The organism is Rhodococcus sp. BP-241 (genome assembly GCF_019836145.1).
Taxonomy (GTDB): Bacteria; Actinomycetota; Actinomycetes; order Mycobacteriales; family Mycobacteriaceae; genus Rhodococcoides.
In genome coordinates this window covers 43791-63452 of sequence record NZ_JABUEI010000002.1, presented here as the reverse complement: position 1 = coordinate 63452, position 19662 = coordinate 43791, and the positions used below count along the sequence as shown (strand labels likewise).

At 67.7% G+C, this 19662-nt stretch carries 19 protein-coding genes; 7 read left to right on the top strand and 12 right to left on the bottom strand.

From position 1 onward, the window contains the following. Positions 1–40: 40 nt before the first annotated feature. The 6 genes from HQ308_RS03845 to HQ308_RS03820 are packed head-to-tail and all read right to left on the bottom strand — an operon-like array spanning position 41 to position 6337. A complete protein-coding gene (locus HQ308_RS03845) occupies positions 41–1060 on the bottom strand; it encodes an MCE family protein (protein WP_037184706.1) in 1020 nt (339 codons plus the stop codon). Beyond that, positions 1057–2121 carry an MCE family protein gene (locus HQ308_RS03840; protein WP_027504569.1) on the bottom strand — a complete coding sequence of 355 codons (1065 nt, stop codon included), beginning with the start codon at positions 2119–2121 and terminating at the stop codon, positions 1057–1059. Before HQ308_RS03840 ends, HQ308_RS03845 begins: the two co-directional genes overlap by 4 nt. Further along, positions 2118–3449 (bottom strand): MCE family protein, encoded by a 1332-nt coding sequence (locus HQ308_RS03835; RefSeq protein ID WP_027504568.1) that lies wholly within the window; start codon positions 3447–3449, stop codon positions 2118–2120. The genes HQ308_RS03840 and HQ308_RS03835 overlap by 4 nt, the downstream gene beginning before the upstream one ends. After that, the gene (locus HQ308_RS03830) at positions 3446–4306 is read right to left on the bottom strand and encodes an ABC transporter permease (RefSeq protein WP_027504567.1); all 861 of its coding nucleotides are present in this window, start codon (positions 4304–4306) and stop codon (positions 3446–3448) included. Before HQ308_RS03830 ends, HQ308_RS03835 begins: the two co-directional genes overlap by 4 nt. Before the next feature lie 3 nt (positions 4307–4309). After that, positions 4310–5104, bottom strand: a complete 795-nt coding sequence (locus tag HQ308_RS03825; protein WP_027504566.1) for an ABC transporter permease — start codon at positions 5102–5104, stop codon at positions 4310–4312. 9 nt (positions 5105–5113) lie between these two features. Further along, positions 5114–6337: an ABC transporter ATP-binding protein gene (locus tag HQ308_RS03820; protein WP_222645485.1), complete on the bottom strand. Its 1224-nt coding sequence runs from the start codon at positions 6335–6337 to the stop codon at positions 5114–5116. Positions 6338–6792: 455 nt separating this feature from the next. On the opposite strand from HQ308_RS03820, the gene HQ308_RS03815 reads away from it, so the two are divergent. From HQ308_RS03815 to HQ308_RS03805, 3 genes are read left to right on the top strand one after another with little or no spacing between them, the layout of a single operon-like run. Further along, positions 6793–8499: an MFS transporter gene (locus HQ308_RS03815; protein WP_222645484.1), complete on the top strand. Its 1707-nt coding sequence runs from the start codon at positions 6793–6795 to the stop codon at positions 8497–8499. Continuing rightward, entirely contained in the window at positions 8496–10130 is a 1635-nt protein-coding gene (locus tag HQ308_RS03810; RefSeq protein WP_056441696.1) for an MFS transporter, read from the top strand. Before HQ308_RS03815 ends, HQ308_RS03810 begins: the two co-directional genes overlap by 4 nt. After that, positions 10127–11767, top strand: a complete 1641-nt coding sequence (locus tag HQ308_RS03805) for an NAD-dependent epimerase/dehydratase family protein (RefSeq protein WP_222645483.1) — start codon at positions 10127–10129, stop codon at positions 11765–11767. Before HQ308_RS03810 ends, HQ308_RS03805 begins: the two co-directional genes overlap by 4 nt. A gap of 6 nt (positions 11768–11773) precedes the next feature. Here HQ308_RS03805 and HQ308_RS03800 read toward each other — a convergent pair whose 3' ends face one another. Together HQ308_RS03800 and HQ308_RS03795 are read right to left on the bottom strand one after the other, a co-directional pair. Further along, complete coding sequence (locus tag HQ308_RS03800; RefSeq protein WP_222645482.1) at positions 11774–12280, bottom strand: DUF2505 domain-containing protein; 507 nt, start codon at positions 12278–12280, stop codon at positions 11774–11776. Positions 12281–12284: 4 nt separating this feature from the next. After that, on the bottom strand, positions 12285–13571 hold the full coding sequence (locus HQ308_RS03795) for an aminotransferase class I/II-fold pyridoxal phosphate-dependent enzyme (protein WP_261775725.1): 1287 nt from the start codon (positions 13569–13571) through the stop codon (positions 12285–12287). 299 nt (positions 13572–13870) lie between these two features. Here HQ308_RS03795 and HQ308_RS03790 point away from each other — a divergent pair, with 299 nt between their 5' ends. Continuing rightward, on the top strand, positions 13871–15046 hold the full coding sequence (locus HQ308_RS03790; RefSeq protein WP_308115660.1) for an acyl-CoA dehydrogenase family protein: 1176 nt from the start codon (positions 13871–13873) through the stop codon (positions 15044–15046). A gap of 9 nt (positions 15047–15055) precedes the next feature. Here the strand turns inward: HQ308_RS03790 and HQ308_RS03785 are convergent, their stop codons facing one another. Beyond that, a complete protein-coding gene (locus HQ308_RS03785; RefSeq protein WP_222645481.1) occupies positions 15056–15655 on the bottom strand; it encodes a class F sortase in 600 nt (199 codons plus the stop codon). A 13-nt stretch (positions 15656–15668) separates the two neighbouring features. Beyond that, positions 15669–16370, bottom strand: coding sequence for a CHRD domain-containing protein (locus HQ308_RS03780; RefSeq protein WP_027504563.1), 702 nt, complete (start codon positions 16368–16370; stop codon positions 15669–15671). A 59-nt stretch (positions 16371–16429) separates the two neighbouring features. Here HQ308_RS03780 and HQ308_RS03775 point away from each other — a divergent pair, with 59 nt between their 5' ends. Continuing rightward, positions 16430–17101 (top strand): sigma-70 family RNA polymerase sigma factor, encoded by a 672-nt coding sequence (locus tag HQ308_RS03775; protein ID WP_261775724.1) that lies wholly within the window; start codon positions 16430–16432, stop codon positions 17099–17101. Beyond that, positions 17101–17799, top strand: coding sequence for a DUF2613 family protein (locus tag HQ308_RS03770; RefSeq protein ID WP_222645480.1), 699 nt, complete (start codon positions 17101–17103; stop codon positions 17797–17799). The genes HQ308_RS03775 and HQ308_RS03770 overlap by 1 nt, the downstream gene beginning before the upstream one ends. 79 nt (positions 17800–17878) lie before the next feature. Here the strand turns inward: HQ308_RS03770 and rplL are convergent, their stop codons facing one another. Beyond that, positions 17879–18265, bottom strand: coding sequence for a 50S ribosomal protein L7/L12 (rplL, locus tag HQ308_RS03765; RefSeq protein WP_027504561.1), 387 nt, complete (start codon positions 18263–18265; stop codon positions 17879–17881). A 105-nt stretch (positions 18266–18370) separates the two neighbouring features. Further along, complete coding sequence (rplJ, locus tag HQ308_RS03760) at positions 18371–18925, bottom strand: 50S ribosomal protein L10 (RefSeq protein WP_027504560.1); 555 nt, start codon at positions 18923–18925, stop codon at positions 18371–18373. 428 nt (positions 18926–19353) lie between these two features. Here rplJ and HQ308_RS03755 point away from each other — a divergent pair, with 428 nt between their 5' ends. Then, positions 19354–19551: a hypothetical protein gene (locus HQ308_RS03755; protein WP_027504559.1), complete on the top strand. Its 198-nt coding sequence runs from the start codon at positions 19354–19356 to the stop codon at positions 19549–19551. Positions 19552–19662: the final 111 nt, after the last annotated feature.

The following is a 19662-nucleotide window of genomic DNA, read 5'->3' as shown; positions in this document are numbered from 1 at the left end:
AAGCCGCCGTTCGACGGGGCTTCCTGGTCGGTGGATGCGGTCACTGGCCTGCTCCCGGACTACGGACGGGATCCACACCGAGGGTGCGAATCGGCTCACGGTATCCCGGAATGTCCGGGAGACCGGGCGGGAAGGTGTTGACGATGACCTGATCGAACCAGCGGCCGTTACCGACGATGTTGGTGTACAGCCGGACGAACGGCGAGTACAGCTTGATCGCCTCGGCGATGTTCTGGTTGTTGGTCTTCAGGGTGTCGATGACCTGACCCAGCGACTGGAGTGCGGGACCGATCTGTGCCTCGTTGTCGCGGATCAGACCGGTCAGCTGAGTGGACACCCGCTGCGTGCCGATGAGCAGCTGCGAGATGGACTGCTGCCGATTGTTCAACTCCTGCAACAGGACCGAGGCGTCACCGATCAGCTTGGTGAACTCCTGGTTGCGGTCGGCGAGGACCTGCGTCGTCTTGTCGGTCGCGGCGAAGAGCTTGCTCAGCTCGTCGTCACGGGAGGAGATGGTCTCGGACAACCGCGTGACACCGTCGAGCGAGGCGCGGATGTTCTCCGGCGTCTCGGAGAACGCCTGCGACAGCGTCTCCATGCTCGTCGCGAGCTGCGTCGTGTCGATGTCGCCGGTGGTGCGGGCGGCGTCGGAGAACGCGTCGATGACGTCGTAGGGGGCCGTCGTGCGGTCGATCGGGATCGCGTCGCGCGGGTTCAGCCGCTCCTCGCCCTTGGGCTCGAGCGAGAGGAACTTCTGGCCGAGCAGCGTCTTGATCTGGATGGACGCCGACGTCTTGTCGCCGACCCACGCGTCACTGACCGTGAACTCGACCTTCACCTTGTCGCCGTCGAGGGCGACGTCGGTGACCTTGCCGACCTTCACGCCGGCGATCCGCACCTCGTTGCTGGCGCGCAGACCGGCCGCTTCGGAGAAGTTCGCGGTGTACTTCGATCCGGCACCGATGATCGGTAGCGAGTCGAGGAAGAACGCGGACAGCGTCGCCATCAGGATGATGAAGATGCCGAGGGCACCCAGCACCGCGGGCTTGCGTTTCGTCACGAGATACCTCCTGCGGCGCAACGCTTCGCGGAGTTGGTGTACAGCGGCTGATTGATGGTGGGCAGTCCTGTCGGGAGGTTGAGCTGCGGCGCGTAGCCCGGCCCGGCGACGATGTCGATGCCGCACAGGTAGAACTGGAACCACGAGCCGTAGCTGGCGACGCGGATCAGCTTCTCGAGCTTGACCGGGAAGTTCGACAGGATGTTGTCGAAGTCCTGCTGCCGATTGTTGATCTTGGTCGACAGTCCGTCGATCGACGAGATGGCCGACTGGATGGACGGACGGGTCGGCTCGAGTAGATCCGCTGTCGCGTCGGTCAGACCGGCCAGCGAGGTGACCGCCGAGCCGACGGTGTCACGATCCGCCGACAGCCCCGACACCAGCGCCTGGGTGTTCACGATCAACTGGTCGAGTTCCTTGTCGTGCTGGTTCACCGTGTCGAGGACCCCGTTGAGGTTGTCGATGACCGCCCCGATGACCTGATCTTTGTCCGCGACCGTGTTGGTCAGGCTCGCGGTGTCGCGCACCAGATCGCCGATGGTGCCCGACTCACCCTGGAAGACCTGGATGATCTCGTAGGACAGCTTGTTCACGTCGTCGGCCGTCAGCGTCTGGAACAGCGGACGGAAGCCGTTGAACAGTGTCGTCAGGTTCACCGCGGGGGACGTCCGATCGAGCGGGATGGTGGCTCCGCTGGTGATCTTCTCGCCCTGGTCGCCCGTGCCCTGCTCGAGCGCGATGTAGCGCTGCCCGATCAGGTTTCGGTAGCGGATGGTCGCGGTGGTGGAGGCCGGCAGCCATTCACGCTCGGTCAGCGCGAAGTCCACCTGAGCCAGGTCACGCTCGTGGATCTCGATCTTCTCCACCTGGCCGACGCGCACGCCGGCGATGCGCACCTCGTCGCCCTCGTTGAGCGAGGAGACGTCGGTGAAGATGGCCGAGAACTTGGTCTTGCCGGACCCGGCTCCGTTGGCGATGGTCAACGCCAGGGCGGCCGTCGCCAGAATGGTCACCACCGCGAAGACGATCAGCTTGATCAGCGGTGCCGCTAGGCCTCTCATCGCACACTCACTTCCGTGCCGCGGAGCGCCGGAGCGCCCACCAGGGTGGTCCACGCGGGGACCTGGTCCGGGGAGATGCCGGAGCCTCCGCCGTAGACCACCGCCAGCGTGTCCCGTTCGATGTCCGATCCGGCGTAGGCCGCCGGGACGGGCGACTGCAGCGGGTTGGGCAGTGCGCCGGGGTCGACCGCGGGGCCGGGGTTGCGCGACGGCACCTGGTAGGAGCCGTCGTTGACGCCGCTGCCCGGGTACTGCGGGAAGAACTTGCCGGGTGTGGTCACGTTCTCGAAGCACGACGGGCCACGGGTGTCGAACAGTCGCGGCTCGTCCTGGTTGGGGATGTAGCGCCCCTTGGGGTTGACGAAGTTGATCGACGCGCGGACGCCGGGGTACGCGTCGTCGACCGAGAGGATCTTCTTCGCCTCGTCGGCGACACGGACGAACTCGGTGAACGTGCAGCCGAACGACGGGGAGAACTCGGCGAGCAGTTCGAGCGCCTCGCGGGAGTCCGCCGCGATGGACACGATGGACTCGGCGTTGGTCTGCACCAGGTCGGCCAGCGAGCCCGACGACGCGGTGGCGCTCGCCAGGAGCGTGGTGACGTCGTTCTGCTTCTCCACCACCGTGTTCCCGGTGACGCGCAGGTTGTCGAGCGCGTCGATCAAATCCGGAGCGGCGGTCGAGTACGTCTCCGACAGGTCCGCGATGCCGACGAGATCCTGCTGGATGTTCGGCAGCTCGTCGTTCAGACCCGAGAAGATCTCCTCGAGCCGGTCGAGGGTCAGACCGAGCCGCTCGCCGTTGCCCTCGAGAGCCTGCGACAGCGCACCGAGCGTGTTGGCGAGATCCTGCGGCGGGATGGCGTCGAGGAGCGGGAGCAGCGAGTCGAGCAGCTGCCCGACCTCGACCGCGTTGCCGCTGGTGTCCTGACGGATCACCGCGCCCTCGGCGAGAGGGCTGGCGCCGGCGGAGTTCTCGGGGATCTGGAGCGCGACGTAGCGCTCGCCGAAGAGCGTCTTCGGCAGCAACCGGGCGGTGACGTTGGAGGGGATGGTGCCCACGAGACCGGGATCGAGTGCCAGCTCGGACGTGACCTCACCGTTCTCGGTGGTGGCGGACCGCACCTCGCCGACGATCATCCCGCGCGCCTTCACGTCCGCGTTGGCGGGCAGCGCGTTGCCGACGGTGTCGGTGATCAGGTCGACCATGACGACGTCCTTGAACGTCTTGTTGAAGGTCGTGATGCTCCAGGCGACGAAGAGAACGACGACGAGCAGGAATCCGATTCCGAGGAGGCGACGACGTGTCGCCGACGGAGCGTGGTTCATCCGGCGACCCTCACCGTCGTCGTGGTGCCCCAGATGGCGAGGCTCAGGAAGAAGTTCAGCACCGCGACCGTGACCAGTGCGGCACGCACGGCACGACCGACGGCCACGCCGACGCCGGCGGGTCCGCCCGACGCGGTGTAGCCGTAGTAGCAGTGGATCATGATGAGCACGAAGGCGAAGACCAGCACCTTGGCGAAGGAGTAGAGCACGTCCTCCGGGGGCAGGAAGAGCGTGAAGTAATGGTCGTACGAGCCCGGTGACTGACCGTTGAAGACGGTGCTCACCAAGCGGGACGCGAGATACGCGGACAGCAGGCCGACGATGTACAGCGGAATGACGGCGATGAATCCGGCGATCATGCGCGTCGACACCAGGAACGGCACGGACGGAACGGCCATGACCTCGAGTGCGTCGATCTCCTCGGAGATGCGCATGGCGCCGAGCTGGGCGGTGAAGCCGCAGCCGACGGTCGCGGACAGCGCGAGGGACGCCACGATGGGCGCGATCTCACGGGTGTTCACGTACGCCGACAGGAAGCCCGTCAGCACCTGGCTGCCGAGCTGTTCGAGCGCCGCGAAGCCCTGCAGACCGACCACGACACCGGTGAACCCGGACATCATCAGGATGACGCCGATGGTGCCGCCGATGACGGCGAGAGCGCCGGAACCGAACGTCACCTCCGCGAGCAGGCGGAGGGTCTCCTTCTTGTAGTGCACGGCCGTCTTCGGGATCCACCCGATCGCGCGTCCGTAGAACGACATCTGTTCACCGGCACGGTCCAGCACACCGAGCGGAGCCGAGGCCGCGCTACGGAGCCGGAGCAGGGTGCGGTCTCCACGACCACGAGCGATGGTCATCGCTCACCCTCCCTTCGCAGGGACGACCTGCAGGTAGACCAACGTCATGATCAGGTTGGCGAAGAACAGGATCAGGAACGTGATGACGACGGTCTGGTTCACCGCTTCACCCACGCCCTTCGGACCGGGATTGGGATGCAGCCCCTTGTAGGACGCGATGACGCCGGCGATGAGACCGAACACGACGGCCTTGAGCTCACCGACCCACAGGTCGGGCAGCTGCGCCAACGTGGAGAACGACGCCAGGTACGCGCCGGGCGTTCCGTCCTGCAGGATCACGTTGAAGAAGTAACCACCGGCGATGCCGATGACCGACACCAGGCCGTTGAGCAGCAGCGCGACGAGAATCATCGCGAGCACGCGGGGAACGACCAGGCGCTGCACCGGATCGATGCCGAGCACCCGCATGGCGTCGATCTCCTCGCGGATGGTGCGTGAACCGAGGTCGGCCGTCACGGCCGATCCCGCCGCACCCGCGATGAGCAACGCCACCACGATGGGACTGCCCTGCTGGACCACCGCCAGCACGCTGGCGGCACCGGTGAAGGACTCGGCGCCGAGCTGCTTGATCAGCGACCCGGTCTGCAGGGAGACCACCGCGCCGAACGGAATGGCGACCAGCGCGGTCGGAAGAATGGTGACGCTGGCGATGAACCAGGCCTGTTCGATGAATTCGCGGAATTGGAAGGGGCGCCGGAAGGTGTTGCGCGCGACATCGACGAGAAGTTCGACGATGTTTCCTGCCTGGGCCAGCGCTGCAGTGCCCGACTTGAGAATCGGGTTCTTCGTTTTAGCCATTGTTTTCGGTCAGCCCCGCGAGCCACTGGAAGGGCGACCGTCGTTCCGGTCCTGGCCGGGCTCACTCCACCCCTGGTTGCTGTAGCCCTGATTCTGGTCGTACGTCTGACCCTGGTCGTAGCTCTGGCCCTGGTCGTACCTCTGGTTGCCGTAGGCCGGCTGCTGGTCGTGGCCCGACTGCTGACCGTACGACTCCTGGTAGCCCTGCTGAGCACCCGCGTACGCCGGCTCCGCCTGACGGCCGTCCTGGCCGTCCGCCTCGTCGAGGCTCTGCTGGATGGCGTGCTGTGCGTGCTCGGGCAGCGTGTGCATGATGCTGCGCACCCGGTCGCGACGGCGATCCACGGCCTGACGACGCGGCATGCCGGGCGTGGGATCCATCTGCGGCATGATGCCCTCCACGTCCTCGACACCGCCGAGGTTGTGGCCGGCATCGGAGAGGGCCTGCTCCTGGCGCATCTGCGCCTCGTCCTTCTCCTCGCTCATGCCGATCGGCCCGATCATCGTGCCGTTCAGGAACTGCTTCACGGCGGGCTCGTCGGAGGTGAGCAGCACCTCGCGCGGACCGAACATGACGAGGTTCTTGCGGAACAGCATGCCGATGTTGTCCGGCACCGTGCGCGCGAGATTGATGTTGTGCGTGACGATCAGCATCGTCGCGTCGATCTGGGCGTTGATGTTGAGCAGGAGCTGGCTGATGTAGGTGGTGCGCACCGGGTCGAGGCCCGAGTCGGGCTCGTCCACCAGGATGATCTCGGGGTCGAGGACGAGCGCACGCGCCAGACCGGCACGCTTGCGCATACCGCCCGAGATCTCGCCGGGGAGCTTGTTCTCGGCACCGGTCAGACCGACCAGCTCGAGCTTCTCCATGACGATGCTGCGGATCTCGTCCTCCTTCTTCTTCGTGTGCTCACGAAGCGGGAAGGCGGTGTTGTCGTACAGGTTCATGGAGCCGAAGAGGGCGCCGTCCTGGAAGAGCACGCCGAACAACTTGCGGATCTCGTAGAGCTCCTTGGACGAGCACTCCATGATGTCCGTGCCGTCGACGACGATCGAACCCTCCTCCGGTCGGAGAAGGCCGATGAGCGACTTGAGGAAGACGGACTTACCGGTACCGGACGGCCCCAGGAGAGCACTGACCTCACCCTTCGGGAGCGTCAACGTGACGTCCTGCCAGATCTTCTGCACACCGAACGACTTGGTCAATCCCTCGACCGAAACCTCGACACCCATGTGGATCCCTCCCACTGCTCGTCGCACACGACGCGAACGCGTCGACACCTGTGTGCGTCGCGTCACTCTAACCCAGCCGAGTGGTCGCAACGACCACGGACCTTACCGCCCAGTAACACGTCCCCCGACCTGGCCGCAGTCTCCGGATAGAAGTGTGACCCATGAACGCCCGATTCACGAGGGAACGGAGCCGACAAGGCCGAAATTGGTGGCGGCGGTGCACGCGCGGGCGGCCCGGGCTCACGCCGCGTGGCGCGGGACGGGCGCTCCCACCTGCAGCGTCGTACGGCGTCACCGGCTCGCTGACGCAACTCTGTGACGTCACACCGACTTCTCCCGCGCTCCCGCCGTTAGCGTCGACAGTGCCGTCGTGACACCTAGCGTTGCGCTCGCGCACGACACTCGCCGCGCTGCATCCGCGGGCGGGGTCCGGGGGGAATACGGGGGATCACGCCATGGGCAGCAGCTCGAAGGACGACACGGGCACGCCCGGGTCGAGGGGGCACTCGACGTTCGGTGTCCGCACCGAGATCGGTCGGCGTCGCCAACTCGCGGCCTTCGGCGTCATCTGCATCGCCGAACTCCTCATCGTCCTCGACATGACCATCATCAACGTGGCGCTGCCGTCCATCGGCATCGAGTTGGCGACGGGCATCTCGGGCCTGCAGTGGGTCGTCGACGCGTACACCCTCACCTTCTCCGGCCTGCTCCTGGCGTTCGGCAACCTCGGTGACCGGTACGGGCGCAAGCTTTTCCTCGTCGTCGGCCTCACGGGCCTGGGCACCGCGTCGGTGATCGGTGCGCTCGGCGACTCCCTCGCCCACGTCCTGACCTCACGCTCGGTCATGGGCGTCTTCGCCGCGATGGTCCTGCCCGCCACCCTGGCCGTCATCACCAACCTGTTCCCGAAGCCGCAGGAGCGTGCTCTCGCCATCGGCGTGTGGTCGTCCATCGCCGGCGTGGCCGTCGCGATCGGACCGGTGTCGGGCGGCTGGCTGCTCGAACACTTCTCCTGGCACTCGGTGTTCTGGATGAACGTCCCCGTCGCCCTCGTCGCCGTCGTGCTCGTGGTGCTGATCGTCCCCGAGTCGAAAGCCTCGGCGGTGGGCCCGCTCGACGTGCCCGGCGTGATCCTGTCGATCGCCGGCGTCACCCTGCTGGTGTTCGTGGTCATCGAGGCACCGAACTTCGGCTGGACGTCGTGGCGGACGATCGGCGGTCTCGTGCTCGCCGCGGTGTTCCTCGTGCTGTTCGTCCAGCGGGAGCGACGCATCTCGTCCCCCGTGCTCGACGTGTCGCTCTTCCGCATCCGTCCGTTCGCGTGGCCGGCCGTGTCGATCGCGGTGGGATTCTTCAGTCTCTTCGGCTTCCTGTTCCTCATCACCCAGTACTTCCAGGGAGTGCGCGAGTACTCACCTCTCGCATTCGGCATCGCGACGTTGCCCTTCGCCGCCGCGCTGGCCGTCAGCTCCCCGGTGTCGACGATCGTCGCGCAGAAGATCGGCACGATGCCGGTTCTCGTGACCGGGCTCGTCCTCATCGGCGCGGGACTGCTCGTCGCGGGCCGCGTCGAGATCGACAGCTCCTACCTGACGCTCGTCCTGCCCGCGATGCTGTTGCTCGCGGTGGGCATCGCGATCATCCAGGGCCCCGCGACGGAATCCATCATGTCCTCGCTCCCCCTCGACGAGGCCGGAGCCGGTGCCGCGGTGAACGACACCACCCGCGAGATCGGCGGCACTCTCGGTGTCGCGGTGCTCGGGTCGATCGTCGCCTCCTACTACGTGTCGACGGTGCGGCCGCTCGTCGAACGGATCCCCACCGCCATCATGAGCGAGACCGAGAAGGGCTACGCGCAGTCCAGCGTGCTCAGTGTCATCGAGATCCAGAAGCGAGACCTGCCCGCGATGTTCGAACCGCAACGCGCACAGTTGATCCTGGAGATGAAGGAAGCCGCTCTGCGCGGATCGTCCATCGCCGCGTACGTGGCGGCCGGAGCCGTGTTCGTCTGTGCCGCACTGGTCTTCTTCTTCTTCCCCGCCTCGTACCGCACCACGGGCATGCTGGCACCGCAGACCTCGGACGAGCGCGCGGTGGACCGTCTCGCCGCAACGAAGGACGTCGGCTCCGCCCCGGGCAGCGGCCCGGACTCGCCGTCATGACCGGCCGGCACGCCGCGCCGCCGCCGCGGTCGTCGTCCCACCTCCTCTCGTCACCGCGGCGGATGATCGCCTTCCTCGTCATCTGTCTCGTCGAGCTGCTGGTCGTGCTCGACAACACCGTCGTCAACGTCGCTCTGCCCGACATCTCCACCGACCTCCGCGCCGGCTTCACGGGGCTGCAGTGGATCGTCGACGCGTACATCCTCACGTTCTGCGGTCTGCTGCTGGCGTTCGGCAACATCACCGACCGCATCGGGCGGCGCCGCATGCTGCTGATCGGCGTCGTGGGTCTCGCCGCGATGTCGGTGGTGGGCGCGGTGGCCGACGACCTGCCGCAACTGATCGCCTCGCGCGCACTGATGGGGGTCTTCGCCGCCGCCGCGCTGCCCGCGACCCTGGCGGTGATCATCGACCTGTTCCGTACTCCCGCGGACCGCGCCGTGGCCATCGGGGTGTGGGCCTCGATCGCCGGTGTCGCCATCGCGATCGGACCGGTCTCGGGCGGGTGGCTCATCGAACACTTCACCTGGCACTCCGTGTTCTGGCTGAACGTGCCGGTCGCCGTCGTCGCGGTGATCGGCATCGTCGCCGTGGTGCCCGAATCACGCGCTGCGGCCACCGGTCCGCTCGATCTGCCGGGTGTCGCCCTGTCCTTCTCGGGGGTCTCGCTCCTGGTGTACGCACTCATCGAAGCGCCGGGTCACGGTTGGGTGACCGTGCCCACGCTCGGCGGGATCGCGGTGTCCCTGGTGCTGTTGTCCGCCTTCGTCGTACGCCAGTCGCGCGTGTCCAGCCCGATCCTCGACGTGCGCCTGTTCCGGTTGCGACCCTTCGCGATGCCGGCGCTCGCGATCTCGGTCGCCTACTTCTCGCTCTTCGGGTACGTCTTCCTCATCACCCAGTACTTCCAGGGCGTCCGCGGCTACTCGCCGCTCGAGTTCGGTGTCGCCACACTGCCGTTCGCGGTGGCCCTCGCGGTGAGCGCACCGACCGCGACCTCGCTGGCACAGCGGATCGGCACCATGCCGGTGATCGTCGCGGGCCTGCTGTTGGTGGGCATCGGCATGATCATGGCGGGTCAGGTCGGCATCGACAGCTCGTACGTCGGGCTGTTACTGCCCACGATGATCGTGCTCGCAGTCGGCATCGCCGTGATCCAGGGTCCCGCGACCGAGTCCATCATGTCCTCCGTGCCCATCGACGAGGCCGGCGCCGGCTCGGCCGTGAACGACACGACGCGGGAACTCGGCGGCACTCTCGGTGTCGCGGTGCTCGGATCCGTGACCGCGTCGTACTACAACACCACCGTCGGCCCACTCGTCGCGACCATTCCGTCGGAGATCCTCTCGGACCGCGACCGGGAGTACGTGAACGGCAGCTTCCTCAGCGTGCAGCAGATCCAGCAGTACCCGCTCCCCGAGATGTTCTCCGCGGTGCGCGACAACCTCGTCCTGTCCATGAAGGAAGCCGCGATGGCCGGGTCCGAGGTGGCGTCCTACCTCGCCGCCGCGGCCGTCTTCGCCTGCGCCGTCGTCGTCGCGGTCCTGCTTCCCCGCCACCACCGCACCACAGGAGTCGTCATGACGGACCCACAGGACACCACCCGACAGTTCAGCTCGGACGAACGGTGAGCGGCCTGACCGTCGCCGTCACCGGTGCGACGAGCGATTTCGGTGCCGTCATTCTCCCTGTGCTGCTGGATGATCCGGAGATCGACCGGGTCATCGGGCTGGGTCGCCGGGCACCGCGCGTGCGGCACCCGAAACTCCGCTCGATCGCGATGGACATCCGCTCCCCCGAACTCGAGACGGCCTTCGCCGGCTGTGACGTGGTGATCCACCTGGCTTTCGTCGTGGAGGAGCAGCGCGACAAGGCCGCGATCCACGAGACCAATCTGGAGGGCTCGCGCAACGCCGTCGAGTGCGCGCACCGGGCCGGTGTGCGGTCGATGGTCATCGCCTCGAGTGTCAGCGCGTACGGACGCGAGGACCTACCGGTGCCCGTTACCGAGGAGGAGTTCCCGACGTCGGATCCGTTGCGCTACTACTTCTTCGACAAGGCAGAGGTGGAACACTTCGTCGAGTGGTGGCTGCGCCGGCACGAGGGCGGCATGACCATCTCGATGCTGCGCCCCACCTACATCGTGGGCACCCACTTCTCGAACGACGGTATCGACACCCTCACGCAGTCCGTGGTGGCCTTCCCCGATCCGGCGCAGTCCCGCTACCAGTTCCTGCACGAGGACGACCTGGCCGACGCCTTCCACCGGGCCGTCCGGACGCCCGTGAACGGCCCCTTCAACCTGGGTCCGCGCGACTGGCTCGGGGTGCGCGAACTCGGTGCGATGCAGGGCCAGTTGGTTCTGCCGATCCCGCGTCGAGTCCTGCGCACCGTGGTCGATCTCGCGTACGCGCTCCGCATCCTGCCGTTCTCCAGCCACTGGATCTCCTCGGGCGAGGCGGCCGTCGACTCGACGGCCTTCGAACGCGCCACCGGATGGACCCCGACGATGTCGTCCGCCGAGGCCGCGGCCGTCATGGTGTTGCTCAACGGGCGCCCCATCCTGTCGACCCGTCACGCGCCGGTCCGTCATCACGTGTGCGAGGCGGCCCTGGACGGCGCCACTCGCCGCGTACGGACGTGGGGCGACGTGGACCCGGACATGAAGCCCTTCAGCGCCGAGCTCGATCGCGCGGTCTCCTCGTGCGAGCACCGCCAGATCCGCACGTCGACGGGCTCGGTGCACGCCGAGATCCACGAGGGGACCGACACCTCGGCCCCGACGGTCGTTCTCGCGCTGCCCCGCGGCTCCCATGCGCGATACGCCACCGGTCTGGCACGGACACTGGCCGATCACGGCCCGCGGGTGGTGCTGCTCGACGCCCCCGGCCACGGTCTCGGTACCGGCATCCGCGGGCGCGCCGGACGCCGGGCACGAGCCGAGGCGATCGACGCTGCGGCCGGTGAGTTCGCGGGGACCGACGTTCTCCTCGTGCGGGTTCCGCGCACCAGGACCCGACGGACGGCCGCGGCCCTCCGCCGGGGAGACGACACGCTGACGGCGGTACCGGGCACGGACGGTCTGCTCGCCGCACGGAACGGACCGCGCCTGCCCCGACGTCTACGAGCAGTCGAACACCAGGCACCACAGCCGGTCTCGGGTTCCTACCGGACCGTGTCGGTGCCGCGCGGAACGACCGTCACGTCCGGCCGTGGTCAGCGCCAGGTGCTGGAGGCGATCCTGCGCGCACTCCCGCGCCGCAGATGAGAGGGCTCAGGTCCGGAGGGCGAGCCACGACTGGGTGAACTCGCGCTCGGCGGAGAAACTCTTGTCGATCTCGCCGACCATGATCTTCTCGACCACCGGACCCATCACCGGGATCGACGCGTCGACCGTACCGACGAAGTGGAGCACGCACTGCTGCGCTCCGGTCGCGAGAAGTTCGAGTTCCCCGTCGATCACCACGGGCATCCGGGCGACCCGCAGGGTGTAGTGGCCCTGCGCGGACCCGTCCTCGCGCACCGACTGCCACGACTCGGTGCACCGTGCCGACATCGAGGTTCCGGCGAAGCGCTGCAACGCCTTCGGTAGTGCCGCCGCCTCGAGGTCCTGGTCGACCACCGAGGTGGTCAGGCCCTCCTCGACGCGATGGTCCACCACTCGACTGCCGCCACCGATCTCGGCGATCCGGTCCTGCCAGTATCTCTCGTCGGTGAGGGTCGCGTGCAGCACCGCGGCGGCACAGTCGTACGTCGTGCGCTGGTCGACCTGTGTCACCACCGGGTCAGACCGATGCCGGCGCCGGCGCGGCGAGCGCTGCCCCCACCTCGGCCGACGCCGCCTCGGACGTGGACGAGTTCTCGCCGAGGAACAGGCCCATCTGCTCAACCACGTAGTCGAGCTGGGTGGTGGTGTGATCGGGCTGGACGCACAGACGCAGGAGTGCACCGTCGCGGGCCACCGCCGGGAACATGGCGGCGGATGCGAAGATGCCCGCGTCCCACAGCTTCCGCCACGTGTTGACGGTGCGCAGGTCGTCACGGACGTTCACGGGCACGATGGGCGAGACCATGTCCGTACCGTCCGGGAGGGGGCTCGGCGCGTGCACGTCGACACCGGCCGCCACGAGCCCGTCGTGCAGGTACCGCGCGTTCGCGAGTGTGCGGGTGGCGCGCTCGGCGCCCTCCTCGGTCTGCATGAGCTGCACGGAGGCGAGCGCCGCGCCGAGGGCAGCAGGCACGCCCGCGGTGGTGAACAGGAACGTGCGCGCATGCACGCGCATGGCGTCCACGATGTCCTTCGAGCCGGCCACGAAACCGCCCGAGGACCCGAGTCCCTTGGAGAGGCAGCCCATCCGGGCGTCGATGTCGTCCTCGATACCGAACAGCTCGGCGGCACCGGTGCGCTTCGCGCCCATGACCGCGACGCTGTGCGCCTCGTCGACGAACAGTGCCGCGTCGTACTTCTCGCAGACCGCGGCGATCTCGTCGAGCGGGGCCAGGTCGCCGTGCATCGAGTAGAGGCCGTCCACCACCACCATGACGACGCCGGTGGAGCGGGAGAGCTTCTCCTCCAACAGGTCCACCCGGTTGTGACGGAAGGCGCGGATGGTGGCACGTGAGAGGCGGCAGGCATCGTAGATGGACGCGTGCGCGGCCGAGTCGACGATGATGGTGTCACCGACACCGCACAGCGCGCTGATACCGCCCAGGTTCGCCTGGTAGCCGGTCGTGAAGACCAGCGCCTGCTCGGTCCCGTGCCAGTCGGCGAGTGCTTCCTCGAGTTCCGTGTGCAGCGAGATGGTGCCGTTGAGCAACCGGCTGCCCGTGACCGTTGCGCCGTATTTGTCCAGTGCCGCAGCGGCTCCCGCGCGCACCAGCGGGTGGTCGGCGAGGCCGAGGTAATTGTTGGAACCGAGCATGATGACGCTGCGGTCCTCCACGTCGACAACCGGCGCGTTGACCGATTTCATGACGCGGAAGAACGGGTTCTGGTCGTGCTTCGTCAGCACACGATGGGCCCAGATCCTCTTGTCGTGGCGGATTCGGTCGAGCATTCTCTGCGAGCTCATGTTCGCTCCAAGATTGGGGGATCGGTACGTGACGCGAGTGCGCTCGCCGGTCCGGGAGACCCGTGCGACGGGAGACGTCTGTGATTCGAGCCTACGGTCAGCACAGGCGACCCGAGGGTGCCGCGACCTGTGAGTAGTTGCCAACGAACACGACTGCACTTGTGTCATGCAACAGCAGTTGAGACGTGCGCCATCGAGGCCGTCGCCGACCCCGAATACTGCGGTATCGAGTGACGTGCTGGCACGTGTCCCACACCCGTCCCAGCCACGGTCACCCTTCTTCGACGAAAGGCCGGTACGTGTCCGTTCTCGCTGACAGAGCAGCTCTCGCGTCCGACGGGACCGCGCAGCCGTCGCGGCTCATGTCCACCGAACGCGCCACGCTCCGTCGCTTGCTGCCCGCCCTCGCCACCTACCTCGAGGCCACGCCGCTGTCCGTGCTCGAGGCGCCCGGCAGCGACGCCATCGCGACGTTCCGCGACGCGGGCGGGTGCGGACTCATCGCACCCACCTCGCTCGGCGGACTCGGCGCGACCGCCGTCGAGGCACTGCGCGTCCACCGGGCCATCGGCGCGGCCTCCCCGTCGCTCGCCGCCGCCGTCACGATGCACCACCTGTCGATCGCCACGATCATCGAGATCGCCATGGCGGGTCCCGAGGAGGAGCTGCCGCTCGTCGCCGGCCTCATCGAACAGAAGTCGATCATCGCGTCCGGCTTCGCGGAGGGCGTGGGCAGCACGCTGGTGCCGTCCGTGGACGCCTACTATGACGACGGCGACTACGTCGTCAACGGCAGCAAGAAGCCGTGCAGTCTGTCGGCCTCGATGGACTTCCTCGCCGCCAGCGTCGCGACACGCGAGAAGAAGGGCGGCAGGACACGCAAGGCGGTCGCCCTCATCCCCGCGTCGATGCCCGGTGTCTCGGTGCGTCCGTTCTGGACGACGCCCGTTCTCGCGGGTGCGGAGAGCGAGGAGGTCGTCCTCGAGGACGTGCGCGTGCCGGTGTCGCTGACCATGGTCGGCGCGCTGGACGATCCGGAGGGCATGCACGAGCTCACCGGGTTCCTGTGGTTCGGCATCCTCGCCTCCGCCGGGTACATCGGCGCGGCCACCGCGCTCGTGGAGCGTCTCGTGGGACACCCGAAGGTCAGCGACAGCGTCTACACCTCGGCGGCCGCCGAACTCGAAGCGGCGATCGCGGGCCTCGAGGCCGTCGCCGCAGCGATGGACTCGGGTGAGCGCGGCGCCGACATCTCGGCTCGACTGTTGTTCTGCCGCATTGCGCTTCGAGGCGCACTACGGCGCGCGGTCGATGCCGCCGTGACAGCACTGGGCGGCATCGCGTTCATCACCGACCCGGACATCGCGTACCTGCAGTCCGTCGTGTCGGCGTTCGCGTTCCACCCGCCGTCGATCCGCGAGACCGAGTCGTCCCTGGCGGCCTACCACCGCGGCGAGAACTTCTCCCTCGCCTGAGGTGTCGCATCACCCCACGCGGGTGCCGAAGACGACGAGGTTGTTCTCGTAGGACCCCGCGTCGTCGTCGAACACTCCGGCACACGTGATCAGTCGGATCTCGTCGCGCGGGACGGCGCCGAACACGCGCGCCGTCGGGAACTCGGATTTCGCGTAGTCGCCGATGTCCGTCACCCGGTACCTGGCCTCGATGCCCTCGGTCGTGGTGACCGTGACGTCGTCTCCCACCACGAGGTCGCGGAGTCGGAAGAACACGGAGGGACCCGTGGTCGAGTCGACGTGACCGGCCAGCACCGTGGGTCCGACCTGATCGGCCGCACCGGGACGCCCGGGCCGCCCGCCGCCGGTGAACCAGCCGACGTCGTCGTGGTCCTCGGGAACCGCCATGGTGTTGTCCGGGTTCAGACCCAGCTCGATCAACGGTTCGTCCAGACCCATCGCGGGTGCCGACACCCGCGCCGGGACGAGAGGTCCCGTCTCGGACACGGTCGCGGCAGCAGGAGACGTGACGGACACCGCTGTCTCGGTGGGCGGTACGGCCGGTGGTCGCGCGCAGGCGACCACCAGCCCCACCAGGAGGAACGCACTCGCGCGCGTCGACCATCTCATCCGCGTCGGTCGATCAGGAGTTCCGCCGACGGGCGACGCCCAGCCCGACGAGGGCCGCCACGCCCAGAACGGCGGCACCGGCACCCGCGACGGTCGCGGTCGAACTGTCGGTGACGGATCCACCGGCGCCCGTCTCCACACCGCCGACGGGAATCGGGGTCAGCTGTCCGCGCACCGCGCCGGCGGCGAAGGCGGTGGTGTGACTGTCCGCGGCGAACCCGGCGGCGTTCGCCTCGATGGCCGCGAGGTCGAAGTTCGTTCCGGTGTCGGCACCGTTCGCCATCACGCCGGTCGTGAACGGCCCCTGCAGGCAGCCGCTGCTGGTGCGAGGTCCGTCGCCGACCGGGGACGGGTTCGGGAACGCGATGCGCGGCGGGCCCGCGGCACCCACTGCTGCCTGATGAATGTGCGTCGCCGTCTTCGCCGGCGACATGTAGTCGCCGGTGACGCCCTCGAGGGTGATGTCGTAGCAGATGATGTTCTCGTCCGAGTTGATGCGGAACGTGAACGTTCCGGTCGCGCCGGGCTCACCCGGCGTCGCGACGCCGTCCGCGTTCAGGACCTGGTCCGGAGTCGCCATGGCCGTGAAGGCACTGGTGAACGACGACGGTTCGCCGACCGGCGTCTCTGCTGCCGCGGGAGCAGCGGTGAGCGCGAGGAACGCCGCGGCGCCTCCCGCAACGATGATCGTTCCTCGTGCAGTGCGTGTCGTCATGGTGGTCGTACCTTCCGATCGGGATGCGCGGACGTCCTTCGAGAGGGGATACGTCCGGAATGACCGAAACGTTCACCATGGTCGAACGTCGTCGCACTTCTCGACGTACACCCACCATGGAGGTCGGAGCGGCGTCGACGGTGAGTAGGGTTCGTCCTGCACGGGCACCGGCGGGGTACACCCCTCCCCCGACATCGAGGGGGCAGACGCTGGCGATCTTCCGGTCGCGCGAGAGCGGGACGTTCGATCTCACGGCCGCCTACGACGCCCACGCGTCGTCGCTGCTGGGTTTCGCCGTGAATGTGTTGCACGATCGTGTCGCCGCCGAGGACTGCGTGCAGGAGACCTTCGTACGTGCGTGGCGAGCGCGGGACAGGTTCGACGAGTCCCGGGGTGGAACTCGGACCTGGCTCTTCGCCATCGCACGCAACGTCGTCGCGGATGCTCAGCGGTCGCGAGGCCGTACTCCGCTGGTCGCGTCCTCCCCCGTCGCGGAAGGCGACGCCGTGGAACCCGATCGAAGCGATCACGTCCTGACCCGGATGCGGGTGGTGGAGGGTCTGGCCACCCTGTCCCCCGAACATCGACAGGTGGTGGTGGCCATCCACCTGACCGGCCTGTCCTACGCGGAGCTGTCGGCCGGCACCGGCGTCGCGATCGGCACCCTGCGCACCCGCGCGTACTACGCACTGCGCGCCCTGCGCGTTCACTTCGACGGTCAGGAGACCTGATGACTCCGGGACATCCGCGACGAGAGGAGTTGATCGCGGCTGCGGTGGCTGGCGACCTGACCGACGCCGAGCGGCGCGAGCTTCGCATTCTGGAGGCCGAGGACACCTCGGTCGCCGACGAGATCCGTGAGATGCGCGAGACGGTCGCGTCGCTGGGGTCGGCAGCGGGACTGACCTGGGTCGATGCGGAACCCGGTGACCTGCTTCGACGACGCATCGTCAGACCGTCCGCACGCGGTCGCCTCGTCCCGGCCGCTGCAGCTGTCGCCGGAATCGCGGTGGGCGTCGCGGCGGTGCTCGGTGTGCAGACGGTCGGCACCCAAGGTGACGAGACGCCCGCCGACGGCGCGATCGCGGCGCCCGAGGCCGAGGGACCACCGGGCGAGCTGGGCGCCTTCGAGACGGTCGACTTCACCGCGTCGAGTCCCGGCGTCACTGTCGACGGCGGCCTGGTTGCTCACACGTGGGGCACCGAGACGGTCCTGGACATGCAGGGTGTCCCGGTCGACGAAGCGTTCGAGGTGGTTCTGGTGGACCGCACCGGAGCGGAGCGATCGTCGGGCAGCTTCCTCGGCTCCGCCGTGACCATCGACTGCCGCATGAACGCCGCGGTGCTGCGTCCCGACGTCGCGGAGATCGAGATCCGGGCTGCGGGTGGAGACCTTCTCGCCCGCGCCGCACTGCCCACCGTGGGCTGACTCCGCGCACCGTCGCCAGACACGAGAAAAGCGGCCGTACCCCGAGGGGTACGGCCGCTTCTCGCGCTGTGGGGCTAGATCACTTGATGGAGATCTTCGCGCCGGCAGCTTCGAGCTTCTCCTTGGCGGCGTCGGCCGAAGCCTTGTCCACCTTCTCCAGGATGGCCTTCGGAGCGCTCTCGACGAGGTCCTTGGCTTCCTTCAGGCCCAGGCCGGAGACGACCTCACGGACGACCTTGATGACCTGGATCTTCTTGTCGCCGGCGCCCTCGAGGACGACGTCGAACTCGTCCTGCTCCTCAGCGGCCTCGGCGGGAGCAGCTGCTCCGCCTGCGGCAGCAACGGCGACGGGGGCAGCTGCGGTGACCTCGAAGGTCTCCTCGAATGCCTTCACGAACTCGGAGAGCTCGAGGAGGGTGAGCTCCTTGAACTGGTCGAGCAATTCTTCGGTGCTGAGCTTCGCCATGGTGGCGGTCCTCTCTGTAAGTCCTTGTCGCCGATCCGGGGACAGGAGATTGCGTGCAGGCCGGAGGCCGGCCGCACGGGGTGGTGTGCAGTCCTTGCGGATCAGCTAGTCGGCAGCTGCGGCTTCCGGCGCCGAGGCGCCCTCTTCTGCAGCCTTCTTCTCCTGCAGCGCAGCCGCGAGACGCGCGACCTGCGAGGCGGGAGCGTTGAACAGGCCTGCGGCCTTTGCCAGGTTGCCCTTCATCGCGCCGGCGAGCTTGGCCAGCAGGACCTCGCGGGATTCGAGATCCGCGATCCTGTTGACCTCGTCCACGGACAGCGCGCGGCCGTCCATGTAGCCGCCCTTGATGACGAGCGCCTTGTTGTCCTTGGCGAACTGCTTGATCGCCTTGGCAGCGTCGACCGGCTCACCATCGATGAATGCGATGGCGGTCGGACCGACGAACAAGTCGTCGAGGCCTTCGATGCCCGCATCAGCTGCGGCACGCTTGACCAGGGTGTTCTTGGCGACGGAGTACGTAGCTCCGGTACCGAGGGCCCGACGGAGCTCCGTCAGACGGGTGACCGACAAGCCACGGTATTCCGTGACGACGGCCGCCGTGGCGCCCTTGAACTGCTCGGAGATCTCCGCGACCGCGGATACCTTCTCAGCCTTTGCCATACTTCGCCTCCTCTCGTTGCGTCGAGTCGGCCCGGCCCGAACAAGCAGAAACGCCCCGGTGCAGGGCACACGGGGCGTCGGAATGCGGGCGGCGCGACTCGGAGAGAGTCAGCAACACGTATCCTTGGTCCTCGTCCTCCTGCGTGGGTCGCCGGCTCGGCCGGACCTTCAATCGCCATCTCCGACGAGGCGAACCTCTTCGGAGACCACGATGACCAACGGTCTTGGGTGGAACAGATCAGGTGAACGTCGCACGATCGCAGATCACGACCGCACGATGTCCGAAGAGAAGAGTACCCCGGGGCCGCCGGAGACACCAAAAGGGCTACGCCCCTGTGCGCCTTGTGCGTACCCGGGGATGCGCAAAAGGCGCACGGGGCGGAGCCCCCTCGGTTTGAGAGGTGCTCTCCCGAGGGAACACGGTGCTCATGGCCAATTATCGCGTACTCGACCCCACCGGATCCGTCGTCGCCACCAAGGAGATCCCCAACTCCACCGACGCCCACACCTGGTTCAAGGAGAGCAAGTCCGACGACGCCGAACTCGGCTGGCGCCTCGAAGTGGAGCACGACGGCGAATGGGCCTTCTTCAGCGACAGCGAGGGAACCCCCGAGGGCGGCAAGTAGCAGCGCACTCACCTGGTGACATCGAACGACGACGTGCCCTCGTCGTTGTCGAAGGGCCGGGAATGGCGTGTTGTGTACCGCGTGTCACAGCAATGAGGTTGACTCGACGTT